This window comes from Stenotrophomonas sp. S4 (genome assembly GCF_054187805.2).
Map to the genome: position 1 here is coordinate 4,170,599 of NZ_CM196188.1, position 12,472 is coordinate 4,183,070.

Genomic DNA, 12,472 nt, shown 5'->3' on the forward strand with positions numbered 1-12,472 from the left:
GGCTGGGCTTACACCGCGCCGCAGCGCTCCATGACACATCGATCGTATTCGTACTGGCATTCCATGGCATCACCACCGCCGGATACACACGCCTGATAGGCCTTCCAGCAGGGCAGATCGCAGGGCGGAATCGGTCCTGCCACGGCCACCGAGCCGCTGCAGGCCAACGCGAACACGGCACCGGCGATCACTTTCCTGAAAGTACGCATCGACATCGCTCCTTGATAAGCCTGGTGAGCCCAGGCCCGGCCACCTTAGCGCTGCACACGGGGCGTTGGGTGAAGGCAGATGCGGCTCGACTCAGCGTTGCAGCAACCCCAGGACACGCAGTTGCTCGGCCAGCTCATCAATGTTGCGCCACGGCAGGATCGGCGAATTGCCACGCTCGTCCGGTGGGTTGTCCGGCAGCGCGTCGGACCAGCCACCCGTCCCCACAAGCGGCAGCAGCGGCCGCTTGTGCAGCCAGGCCAGGCAAACCTCCGAGATCGTGCCGGCACGCCCGCCGATCACGATGCAGGCATCACCGGCCAGGGCCATGATGAGGTTGCGCGCATCCCCCATGCCACAGGGCACCACCACCGTGGCCGGCCAATCGGCCGGCGGCATGCTGCTTTCCGGAATGACGCTGAGCACCTGGCCACCGGCGGCGATCGCCTGCTCGGCAGCCACGCGCGTAGCGGCGCTGCCACAGCCACTGACGACCGTGATGCCCTGGATGGCCAGGAAACGCCCTGCTTCAGCTGCCCGTTGGAACGCGTCGCTGCCAGGATCGGCACTACCCAATATCGCCAACTGTGGTTTACGGAATTCAGTACGCATGGACGGTTCCAGGGCCTCGGAAGGAAAGATCACGGTGCTCTGTATGGCGGAGCCACGCCACGCACCAATCACAAAACATTAACACGTTCATAAAAATCCCTTCACATTACTGGGGGATCTCGCCATGCCTTGGCGTTAACGGCCTTGTTGTCCGTCAACCAAGGAAGTTGTCCGATGAATCACCCGCTGTACGGCCGTTCGTCCCGCTCCCTGTCGCACCGCCCGCTGGCGCTTGCCGTCGCCAGTTCGCTGCTGCTGGCCGCCGCATTGCCGGCCATGGCCAGCGAATCACTTGATGCCTGGCAGCAGCAACGCCAGCTGCAGGCTGCGTGGGCGCAGCCCGCTGCCAGCACGGCACCTGCAGCCACGGCCACTGCACCTGCCGCCAGCAGCACCGCCGTTCTCGGCAACCCGGGCGATCCGGCCAGCTGGCGCAGCGATGAATTCAACGCCGATTGGGGCCTGGGTGCGATGGGCGCCGACTACGCCTATGCACGCGGCCTGACCGGCAAGGGCGTGCGCCTGGCGCTGTTCGACTCGGGCTCCGCACTTGCGCATCCAGAGTTTGCAGGACGCAATACCTCCAGCATCACCATCGGTGCCGACTGCGCGACGCCAGGTGTCGTCGCAGGTACCGGTGCCTGCGGGCAGACCCGCGGCGAACAGCCCGGCTACAACTACTACGGACTCGGCGCCGGCGTTCCGGCCGCACTCGCGGCACGCCTGATCGCCGCCGGCCAGCCCTATGGCTTCAGCTACGCCGACCATGGAACGCATGTGCTTGGCACCATCGGCGCCAACCGCAATGGCACCGGCATGCATGGCGTGGCCTTTGGTGCAGATCTCACCGCCGCCCGCGTGTTCGGTGACACCTACTATGAGTGGCGCCTGGACCCCGACAATTTCTATCGCCCGCGCGCGGTGTACCGCACCGATCCGGATGACGCCGCCACGTTGGACATGTATGCGCAGATCCAGGCGCAGGGTGTACGCGCCATCAACCACAGCTGGGGCATTTCCACCCGCAACATGACCGCCGCCGCGCTGGACCAGCAGTACGCCAGCATCGGTGCCGACTACGGCGTGTACGGCAGCATCTACACCAGCAACGGCGATACCCCGGCTTCCACCCTCATCCAGGTGTGGTCGGCCGGCAACGGCAGCGGTGCGGTTGCCGGCATCACCGCCTCGATGCCGCGCTGGAAGCCCGAACTGGAACCGTACTGGCTGGCGGTCGCCAACGTCCGCAGGCCCAATGCCGCCGCAGGTGAAACCGACTACGTGATCGATGGCAGTTCCAGCATCTGCGGCGTTGCCGCCAACTGGTGCATATCGGCCCCCGGCACCGACATCGTCAGCACTATCGTCTCCGGCGATATCCAGGGCCGCATCGAGAACACCTCCGCCTACGTGCGGCTGATCATCGACAGCGAGAACACCAACTACGTCTACGGCACCAAGACCGGCACGTCGATGGCCGCGCCCCACATCACCGGCGCTCTCGGCCTGCTGATGGAGCGCTTCCCGTACCTGGACAACGCCCAGGTCCGCGACGTGCTGCTGACCACCGCACGCGATCTCGGCGCGCCGGGTATCGACGCGATCTACGGCTGGGGCATGGTCGACCTGCGCAAGGCCATCGAAGGCTATGGCTCGCTGCGCGTGGATACCAACGTGGTGATGAACCAGAAGGCCGGCGGCCTGAAGGTCTGGGAAGGTGATGCCTGGGACAACTGGACCAATGATATCGGCGGCCCCGGCAAACTGACCAAATCCGGCATCGGCTGGCTGCGTCTGAGCGGCAACAACAGCTTCAACGGCGCCGTGGTGCAGGACGGTACGCTGGAGTTGAACGGCGCCAACACGCTCACGTCGGCGGTCGAGGTCCAGGGTGGCCGGTTCCTGCTCAACGGCAGCCTAGTCTCCACCGCCCTGACCAGCACCGGTGGCGTCAGCACGGTCAGCGCCAGCGGCGTACTGAACAACAGCAACCTGGTGGTCAACGGCGGCGTGGTGTCCTTCAACGGCACGCAGACCGGTGGCACCACCACGGTAGGCGCCAATGGCCTGTTGAAGGGCGTCGGCACGCTCGGCAACACCCGCGTGGACGGCATCATCGCGCCGGGCAACTCGATCGGCACGCTGACCATCAACGGCAACTACGTGCAGGGCGCCACCGGCGTCTATGCAGCGGAGCTGGCACCGGGTGGCCGCAGTGACCAGCTGCATGTGACCGGCACCGCCACTCTCGGCGGCACCCTGGTCGCGCTGCCGGAACCGGGCGTGTACTACCTCGGCGAACAGTTCAACTTCCTGCGTGCCGACGGCGGCATCAGCGGCCAGTTCGCCAAGACCGACTTCAGCGCGTTCTCGCCCTTCCTGCAGTTCAGCCTGGCCTACGGGGCCAATGGCACGCGTATCGATGTCGCCCGTGGCGCCTCGCTGACCACGGCTGCCAATACGCCCAACCAGCGTGCAGTGGCGGCGGTGGCTGACCTGCTGCCGATCGCCCAGGGCCTGCCCAAGCCGCTGACCCAGCTGTTCCCGCAGCAGGTGGGTGGCGTGCTCGACGGTCTCAGCGGCGAGCTGCATCCGGCCACGGCCATCGCCCTGGTCGAGGGCAGCCGCTACGTGCGCGATGCCGCGTTGTCACGCCGTGCCGGCGCTGCGGCCCCCGGCACCGACGCGGGTGATGCGACGGGTGCATGGGTGCAGGCCATCGGTGGCAACAGCAAGCTGGACGGTGACTTCAATACCGCCCGCACCGAAGCCAACAGCAACGGCCTGCTGGTCGGCATCGACCGCGAGTTCTCCGGCTGGCAGGTTGGCGTTCTGGCCGGCACCGGCCGTACCGACGTGAAGCAGCAGGACCGCCGCGCCAAGTCCAAGATCGACAACACGCACTTCGGTGCCTATGCCAGCCACAACTGGGGCGGCTTCGGCTTGCGCGGTGGTGTGGCGTGGAGCAAGCACGAGGTGAAGAGTACGCGTGATGTCGCCTTCGCAGGTTTCAGTGACAGCCTGAGCGCGCGCTACGACGCCCGTACCCGCCAGGCCTTCATCGAAGCCGGTTACCGCTTCGGTGGCCCGGAAGCGGGGCTGGAACCGTACCTGCAGGTGGCGCGCGTGGAAGTGGACCTCAAGCGCATCAACGAACGCGGCGGAGCGGCGGCGCTGCAGGGCAAGGTGGACGACACCGGAACCACGATCGCCACCGCCGGCGTGCGCTTCGACAAGGGGCTTAAGGCTTCGTTCCAGCAGGATAGCTGGCTGCACCTGCGCGGTGGCGTCGGCTATCGCCGTGCCTCGGGGGATCGCAGCCAGGTTGCCAACCTCGCCTTCGCCAACGGCGGCACCGCCTTCGCCGTCAGCGGCGCACCGATCGCCGACAACGCGGTGGTGGCAGAGCTCGGCCTGTCAGCCTGGCTGACACCGCGACAGCAGCTGGAGCTGGGCTACAGCGGCCAGTTCGGCAGCGAAAGCCGCGACCACGGTGCAAACGCACGCTGGTCCGTGCGCTTCTGATTCCGAAGCAGTGTGCGCTTGAAGCGTTGGGGCGGCCTCACGGCCGCCCCTTTTTTATGCCACACCGGGAAAGGTGGCCGGGGCAGCGTACTGCCCCGGCCGCGGCGGCCCCGGGGAGAAGGCCGCCTTCAACCGTCAGGCAGCCTGCATCGCATGCTTCCGCGCACGCATGACGTTGTGGCACTCCTGCACTTCGGGCAGCAACTGGGTCACTTCCTGGCGTACCGCCGGCGGAAGCTCGTTGTCCTTCAACACGTCCTTGAACGCGCCCAGCAGACGGTCCTCCGATTCTTCCAGCTCGGCCACGTAGCCATAGTTGGTGTCACCGAAGGCAGCACGCACCTTGCCATAGAACTGCTGCATCGAACCGACCACAGTGCCATGCTCGGCCGGCTTGCCACCGCTGGCGGCCACCGAGCCGCTCAGCGCCGCCACGATGCGGCCCTTGACGCCAGCAATGCGGGTGAACAGTGCCGACAGCTCGGCATCCTTGACCTTGGTGGCGGCTTCTTCATAGAAGGACTTGCCATCGCGGGCGATTTCAATCAGGTCGTTGAGGCGATGCTCGATGGTGGACTGGGTGCTCATGGAAATCACTCCTGTTCGCTTGAAATTCTGTGGGAAACCGGCAAACGCATCTGCGTTGCCTGCGTGTCCACTGTGGCGTTGGGGATGTGGGCCCAGGGTGAGCGCCGATTGATCCGCGCGTCACCATCCACAACACTTACTGACTTCTTCATGCACGGACCCGACAACGTTCACGGGAACTGAGCAAACAGTCCGGCATTCACCAGGGCGCGGTGACGACGAGCAATGCGATCACCAGCACGATCGCCAGAACGAGAAGCAGAACGTGCCACTGCCGCCAGCTGGGCTTCGGCTTTCCCGGGGCATTCATGCAACCTCTCCTTCATCGTTTATGGGTGCAGAGGCAGACTGATGCAGAGCAGCATCCCGTCCCGTGGACGGAGCGTGGATGCCTCGTGCACGACCAACGGCGCGGCGCGCTGACGATAACGCGTCCATAACGTAATTGACGTGTAAACGGAATGTTAGGTTCCTCTCGATTCCGCATAGCGGAGTTTCAGATCGGTTTCGACACAGCGATGTGCGGAGCCCATACAACTGGATTTGGAGAGAGCCAAATGCATCACTCGTACACCCTGCTTTCGCTGGCAGTGGGCACCGCGCTGGCCGCTGCCTGGGCACCGGCCGCGCACGCACAGACCGACGGCGACAAGACACCGAAGAACCTCGACCGCATCCAGGTCACCGGCTCGGCCATCCGCAGCGTGGACATCGAAACCCAACAGCCGATCATCGCCATCACCCGTTCGATGATCGAGCACCAGGGCTTCACCACCATTGCCGACCTGCTGCAGAACCTGACATCCACCGGCTCACCGGCCATCTCCCGCGCGCGTGCGCTGGCGTCCGGCGAGAATGTCGGCGGCTACTACGCCGACATCCGCAACCTCGGCGCCACCCGCACGCTGGTACTGGTCAACGGCAAGCGATTGGGGGCAACCACCGGCGGCATGCAGGACCTGAGCCAGATCCCGATGAGTGCGGTCGAGCGCATCGATGTCCTGAAGGACGGCGCCTCCGCACTGTACGGCTCCGATGCCATCGCCGGCGTGGTCAACATCATCACCCGCAAGGACTACGACGGCCTGGAAGTCTCCGTGCAGCACGGCCAGTTCAGCCAGGGCGACGGCAAGGACAGCACGTTCTCGCTGGTTACCGGCGCACGCGGCGAGCGCGGTGGCTACACGCTGGCCCTGGAGTACCAGAAGTCCGATCCCGTGTTCGCGCGCGACCGTTCATTCTCGAAGTATGGCGGTGCCGGCCCCGACTATCCCGGCGCGGACTGGAGCAACATCAGCCAGAACGGTTCCTGGTGCGACCCCGCGCTCTACAAGTGCAACACCGGCGATGCCGTGTTCAAGACGCTCAACCCTGGCGGCAACCCGAAGAACCCCAACGACTACCACCCGATCACCCCGGCCGAGTTCGCCAATGGCAACGATCAGATGCACCTGCAGACCGGCATCGAGCGCCGCTCGTTGTTCCTCAGTACCGACTATGCGCTGACCGACCAGATCAAGTTCAGCACCGACATCGGCTACAACGAGCGCATCACCGACCAGCAGATCGCAGGCTACCCGTACCAGTCCACCAAGTTCGGCACACCGCTGTCGGCCGGCAGCGTGTTCAACCCGGTCGGGCGCAACGTCGAGTTCAATCGCCGCCTGTGGGAGCTGCCGCGCACCACCGAAAGCAAGCTGAAGTCACTGCGCATCGCCCCCAGCCTGTCCGGCTATTTCGAGCTGGCCACCAAGGCCTATGACTGGGAAGTGGGCGCTCTGTTCAACCGCAATGAAGTCACAAAAACAGGCCGTGGCGACATGAGCCTGATCGCTTCCCGGCAGGCATTGGGGGCTTCCTACCTCGATGCCAACGGCGTGGCACGGTGTGGCACGGCGGCATCGCCGGTCTCCGGCTGCCTGGCCTGGAATCCTTTGCTGCCATTCGGTGTCGCGGGGGCAGGCTCTCTCTCCGACCCCGAATTGCAGCGCTTCTTGTTCCCCACCTTCACCGATACCGGCATCACCAAGACCCGCAGCTACTTCGCCAACATCTCCGGCCCGGTGATCGACCTGCCCGCCGGCGAGCTGTCGGTGGCGCTGGGCTACCAGTACCGCAAGGAAGAAGGGCGCTTCGTGCCCGACGCCTTCGCGCAGTCGCGCCAGAGCACCGCGCTGGGCGCATCAACCACCGCCGGCGACTACAGCCTCAATGAATTCTTTGCCGAAGTGAACGTGCCGGTGCTGCGCGACCTGCCGTTCGCCAGGGAGCTGACCGTGAACCTGGCCACGCGCTATTCCGACTACAGCAACTTCGGCAGCACCACCAACTCCAAGGCGAGCTTTGCCTGGCGCCCGATCGAGGAGCTGATGATCCGCGGCACCTTCGCCGAGGGCTTCCGTGCACCGAGCATCTCCGACCTCTACGGTGGGCTGGGTACCAGCTTCCAGACCTACGTCGATCCCTGTGGCACGGGAGCCACCAACAGCGTCAACGGCAATGCGGCATGCAATGCGGCCGGCGTTCCGCTGGGCTACCAGCAGCTGAACCAGAGTCTCAAGCCCTGCGCCAGCTACCCGTGTGCCACCCCCGACGAGTTCACCACCGGCTCCAACCCGAAGCTGCGCCCGGAAGAGTCCAAGAGCAAGACGGTGGGTGTGGTCTGGAGCCCGCGCTGGGTCGACGGGCTGGACATCAACCTGGACTGGTACAGCTACAAGATCACCAACATGATCATCCAGGACAGCGTCGACCGCATCCTGCGTGACTGCTACGTGCTCGGCAATGCGCCGCGCTGCGGCAGCGTCAAGCGCGCGGGCGACGGTCATATCACCAGCATGTTCTATGGCCTGGCCAATCTCGGCGCCATGGAAACCGAAGGCTGGGACCTGGGCATCCGCTACCGGCTGCCGGAATTCTCGTTCGGCCGTTTCACCCTCGACCTCCAGAACAGCTACGTCTCCAGCTACGACGAGCAGAACCAGAACTCGGCCGGCGAAACGATCATGATGGGCCGCGTCGGCCAGCCGGGCATCTTCCGCCTGCGCTCCAATCTCGGCGTGAACTGGCAGCTGGGCAACTTCACTACCCAGTACACCCTGCGCTACTACTCCGGCATGGTGGAGAGCTGCGTGCCGAATCGCCCCTGCACCCTGCCCGACCGCTACGCCTATGGCGAACCGGATGCGCAGCGCAGGGTGGGTGGCAACGCCTTCCATGACATCCAGGTCAGCTACAAGCTGCCGTGGGACGGCACCGTGGCGCTGGGTTCGAACAACGTGTTCAACCACCAGGGACCGATCATGTTCTCCAAGCCGTCCAGCTCCTTCCCCTACTACGGAGGGTTCGATATCGGCCGCACCGTGTACGTGAAGTACTCGCAGCGCTTCTGACCTGAACGGGCCGTGCGCGTGGCCGGCGGCAGGGGAGTCCGCCGGCCACGCTGCACACTTCCTCCACCCAATCTCCATCGTTCTTCGACGGAATCTCCAAGGTTTCCGGCAACACTGATGTCATGACGGCAAGGGAGCTGGACCGCATGGATGGCCACGCGCACCGATGCTGCATGCCCGTCTCCAGGTTCACCACTGCATGCAATGGTACGGCCCGGTGCGTCAATGCCGGTCAGACCGTTGCTAGGGAAGTACGAGATGACAACGGCAGTTCGCACCGGCCTGGCCGACCTGGTCGCTGACGCGCAGCGCTACCTGCGCAGGGTCCTGCCGGGGCTTGCCTCGGCGGTGCATCCGGTCACGGTGGCACACGCCATTCCGCGCGCGATGGCGTCGCGCTACCACATCGCCGAGCTGACCCTGTACGGTGAAACCCCTGCCATGCTCGCCGTGGCCCGCGAGCCGGGCGAGTCCAGCAGCCGCGTCATCCAGGACGTACGCAGCCTGCGCTCGGCAGCAAACGCATTGGTGCTGTATGTCTCGCCCTACCTCACCCCGACACAGCGACGCTTCCTGGTCGAGAACCACATCGACTTCGTGGTGCCGCACGCACAGCTGTTCGCACCGAGCCTGGCCATCGAGTTCCGCGACGCGCCCGACCACGAGAAGAAGACGATCTCGCTGCTGCCTTCGGCGCAGGCCGTGCTGATCCACGTACTGTTGTCCGGGCAGCCGCGCTGGTGGTCGCCCCGCGAGATCAGCGCCACCGCAGGCTATACCTCGATGACCGCATCGCGGTTGTCCGCCGAGCTGGTCGGGCGCGGCCTGGCCGAACGCTCCACGGGCGGCCGCGAACGTTTCCTGCGCCTGGCAGGCGATCGCCGTGATGTCTGGGCCAGGGCGCAACCCTTCCTGCGCTCACCGGTACTGAAAGAAGTCGATGTCTGCTGGGACCTGGTAGGTACCCTGCTGGCCGATGCGGGCCAACCCGCGCCGCGTGCAGGTCGGGATGCACTGGACGCGGACGGATCGCCAGCGGTGGTGACCACCCGTGCACTGCATATCGATGCCTGGCGCGCGCTTGCTGCGCAGCCGGCGGTCGCCCCCGGTTGCGCGCAGCAGGTGCGGTTGCAGATATGGGCCTATCCACCGGCGTTCACCGGCGTCGGCGCGGTGATCGACCCGCTGTCGCTGTACCTCAGCCTGCAGGGCAAGCGCGGCCACGACAGCGATACCCTGGAATTGCGGATCGAACAGGCACTGGCGACCGCGCAGCACGCCTGATCGCCCATTTCAGCCTACGCCTGCGATTCCGCCGTGGCCTGCGTCGCGCGCTTGGCACTGAACTCAGCAAATACCACGCCCGACACTGCCAGCAGGCCGCCACCCAGCACCCATCCGCTGAGTGACTCGCCCAGCAGCAGCACCGCCAGTGCGGCCGTCACGATCGGCACCAGGTTGAAGAAGCCCGAAACGCGCGCCGCACCCAACCGCGAAAGACCGGTCATCCAGGTCAGGGGTGCAAGGATCGACGCACATACGGCAGCGAAACCGATACAGCCCACAGCGGTCAGGTTGTTCACCCCGCTGCCGACCAGCAGCTGCAGTGGCAACAGGATCAGCGATGCGGCCGTGGCCTGCAGGAACAGTGACTCCAGCACCGACAGCGGAATCTTCCAGCGCTGCATGAGCACGTTGTAGGCGGCAAATGCCAACGCGCCGATCAGCATGATCGCATCACCGCGGTTCAGGCCGTGCACCGCCAGCCGCGCCAGGTCGCCCTGCGACACCACAGCCACCACACCGACCGTGGAGATCACCGCACCGACGATGGCGGCACCGCGCACCGGATGGCCCATGAAAAGACGTGACAGCGCCAGCGCGATCAACGGAATCAGCGCCTGGATCACGCCCATGTTGGTGGCCGAGGTGAAGTGCGCCGCATAGTACGCCAGGCACTGGTACATCACCCCGCCCAGGCAGCCCAGCACCAGGAAGCGCCCCAGATTGGCGCGCACGATCGGTAGATGGCCGCGCAGCCGTGGCCATGCGAAGGGCAGCAGGATGATCGCGGCCACCAGCCAGCGGAAGAAGCCGATGTCGATGGGACCGACCGAGCCGGAGGCCAGCTTGGTGACAATCGTGTTGGCGCCCCACAGCAGGCAGGCGAGGATCGGGAAGAGATAGTTCAAGACGGCAGGTGTACGCGGGGGAATGGCCAGCGTACGCTTGGCGCATATCAAGGACATCCCGAAAATGCGCCACTCCGACCCAGGCTTGCGGCAACCGTTGGAACCCATCCCCACCTTCCGCCAGCTGCCCGGCCCGATCTACTTCCGGCAGGGTGCGATGGAACCCACCGACTGGGGCACGCACAGCCATCCCTGGGGACAGTTCAACTTCGTTGCGCAGGGCGTGATGGAAATGAAGATCGAGGGTGAGTGGATGGTATCCCCGCCGCACTATGCGCTCTGGATTCCGCCTGGCGTGGCCCACTACTCGCGCAACCGATCGGTGCTGGCCTATCGATCGGCTTACCTGTCGCCAGCGTTGTCGCGCCGCTTGCCCACGCGCTGCCGGGCGCTGGAGGTCACGCCCCTTCTGCGTGAACTGCTGCACGAACTGGCGCGCCAGGGCGTGACCGATCCGCAGACGCCTGGCCAACGGCGCATGGCCGCGGTGGTGATCGACCAGATCATCAACGCCGCCGTTCTGCCCAGCTTCCTGCCGATCGCCAGCAGTGATGCACTGAAGCAGGTGATGGCATACGTGGAGAAACACCTGTCCACGGCCGAATCCGTGGCCGAGATCGCGCAGCGGCATCACATGAGCGTGCGCAAGCTGGAGCGCATGGCGCGCAGTGAACTGGGCATGTCACTCGGCGACTGGCGTGGACGGGTGAAGTTCGTGCGCGCCACCGAGGCGCTGTGCACACGCAAGCCGATCGGCCGCATCGCCGAGGAGCTGGGCTATTCAGGCGTCAGCGCGTTTGCCGAAATGTTCAAGCGGCACGCGCAGTGCACGCCCGATCAGTACCGGAAGCAGCATCGGGCCGGGTAGAGGTGGCGTCAGTTGGCATCCTGCCTGGCAGCGGCCTTCTGGCGTGCATACCGAGGCGCCAGCGCCAACCGTTCGATGCCCAGCAGAATGCCCATGAACAGAAGCACTGCGGGTAGCCAGTAGAACAGGAACACCGCAATCTGAAAGTCCCAGGTGTTCACGTACTGATCGGGGTTCGGCGGACCCGCCAGGACAGCCTTCGCATTCACGTAGAACCACGATGAGGCCAGGATCACCGCGATCAGCAGTTGCGCCGAGGCCAGCATCCAGAAGGGTGGTAAACGGGAATGACCGCGCATGGCATCCTGCCGGTGAAGGAAGCTGGCAATTGTAGGCGTGACCTGCACACGGGCACAGACTCGAGTGTCGAATTCCCGCCCCGTTGTTCGTCGGAACAGGAAAAGCAGGCCCCTCTGCCTGCAGGAGCGCTCCAATGCCCCCGATCCTCACCGCCTTCGCTACTTCCCCCGACCGCGGCCAGGGCCTGGCCCGCGACATGCGCGTGCGCTGGGCACTGGAGGAACTGGCCGTAGCCTATGACGTGCAACTGCTCAGCTTCGCCGAGCTGAAGCAGCCCGCGCACCTGGCACGGAATCCGTTCGGGCAGATTCCCACCTGGCAGGAGGGCGACCGGACCCTGTTCGAATCCGGCGCCATCGTCCTGCATCTGGCTGAGCAGCATGCCGGCCTGCTGCCGCGCGACCCGGACGCCCGCATGCGCGCGATCATGTGGCTGTTCGCTGCACTGAGCACGGTAGAGCCCCCCATCGTCGAGCGCTCCATGGCCTGGGTGCTTGAGCGCGAGCAACCCTGGTATGGGCAGCGGCAGGTGATGCTCGATGAGCGGGTCCGGACGCGGCTGGCACAGCTGTCGACGTGGCTGGCCAGGGCGGAATGGCTGGACGGCGAGTTCAGCGTCGGCGACCTGATGATGGTCTCGGTACTGCTGCGCCTGAAGAGCAGCGGCCTGCTCGACGAGTACCCGCAGGTGGCCGCCTATGTGGCCCGGGCCACGCAGCGGCCCGCCTACCAGCGCGCCTTCGCCGCGCAGCTGGCGGTATTCCAGAACGCCTAGCGCTCCGCCCCGC

10 protein-coding genes are annotated in these 12,472 nt (G+C 65.5%); 5 read left to right on the top strand and 5 right to left on the bottom strand.

Annotated features, from left to right (window positions below; all coding sequences use genetic code 11):
• Window positions 1-8 precede the first annotated feature (8 nt).
• Together ACUZUJ_RS19385 and ACUZUJ_RS19390 are read right to left on the bottom strand one after the other, a co-directional pair.
• A complete protein-coding gene (locus ACUZUJ_RS19385; protein WP_049443328.1) occupies window positions 9-209 on the bottom strand; it encodes a hypothetical protein in 201 nt (66 codons plus the stop codon).
• Window positions 210-300: 91 nt separating this feature from the next.
• Window positions 301-819 (bottom strand): SLOG cluster 4 domain-containing protein, encoded by a 519-nt coding sequence (locus ACUZUJ_RS19390; RefSeq protein WP_049443301.1) that lies wholly within the window; start codon window positions 817-819, stop codon window positions 301-303.
• A 174-nt stretch (window positions 820-993) separates the two neighbouring features.
• On the opposite strand from ACUZUJ_RS19390, the gene ACUZUJ_RS19395 reads away from it, so the two are divergent.
• Complete coding sequence (locus ACUZUJ_RS19395; RefSeq protein WP_197622023.1) at window positions 994-4,344, top strand: autotransporter domain-containing protein; 3,351 nt, start codon at window positions 994-996, stop codon at window positions 4,342-4,344.
• A gap of 135 nt (window positions 4,345-4,479) precedes the next feature.
• Here ACUZUJ_RS19395 and ACUZUJ_RS19400 read toward each other — a convergent pair whose 3' ends face one another.
• A complete protein-coding gene (locus ACUZUJ_RS19400) occupies window positions 4,480-4,932 on the bottom strand; it encodes a PA2169 family four-helix-bundle protein (RefSeq protein WP_101766135.1) in 453 nt (150 codons plus the stop codon).
• Window positions 4,933-5,489: 557 nt separating this feature from the next.
• Between ACUZUJ_RS19400 and ACUZUJ_RS19405 the strand changes: the two genes are divergently transcribed.
• Window positions 5,490-8,324, top strand: coding sequence for a TonB-dependent receptor domain-containing protein (locus tag ACUZUJ_RS19405; RefSeq protein ID WP_458220788.1), 2,835 nt, complete (start codon window positions 5,490-5,492; stop codon window positions 8,322-8,324).
• Between the two features lie 258 nt (window positions 8,325-8,582).
• A complete protein-coding gene (locus ACUZUJ_RS19410; RefSeq protein WP_458220789.1) occupies window positions 8,583-9,608 on the top strand; it encodes an IclR family transcriptional regulator in 1,026 nt (341 codons plus the stop codon).
• A 14-nt stretch (window positions 9,609-9,622) separates the two neighbouring features.
• On the opposite strand, the gene ACUZUJ_RS19415 is transcribed toward ACUZUJ_RS19410, so the two are convergent.
• Window positions 9,623-10,573: a DMT family transporter gene (locus ACUZUJ_RS19415; protein WP_182474400.1), complete on the bottom strand. Its 951-nt coding sequence runs from the start codon at window positions 10,571-10,573 to the stop codon at window positions 9,623-9,625.
• Window positions 10,574-10,580: 7 nt separating this feature from the next.
• On the opposite strand from ACUZUJ_RS19415, the gene ACUZUJ_RS19420 reads away from it, so the two are divergent.
• The gene (locus tag ACUZUJ_RS19420) at window positions 10,581-11,384 is read left to right on the top strand and encodes an AraC family transcriptional regulator (protein WP_458220790.1); all 804 of its coding nucleotides are present in this window, start codon (window positions 10,581-10,583) and stop codon (window positions 11,382-11,384) included.
• 8 nt (window positions 11,385-11,392) lie between these two features.
• Here the strand turns inward: ACUZUJ_RS19420 and ACUZUJ_RS19425 are convergent, their stop codons facing one another.
• Window positions 11,393-11,683: a hypothetical protein gene (locus ACUZUJ_RS19425; RefSeq protein ID WP_049443296.1), complete on the bottom strand. Its 291-nt coding sequence runs from the start codon at window positions 11,681-11,683 to the stop codon at window positions 11,393-11,395.
• Window positions 11,684-11,817: 134 nt separating this feature from the next.
• Between ACUZUJ_RS19425 and ACUZUJ_RS19430 the strand changes: the two genes are divergently transcribed.
• Window positions 11,818-12,459, top strand: a complete 642-nt coding sequence (locus ACUZUJ_RS19430; protein ID WP_049443295.1) for a glutathione S-transferase family protein — start codon at window positions 11,818-11,820, stop codon at window positions 12,457-12,459.
• Window positions 12,460-12,472: the final 13 nt, after the last annotated feature.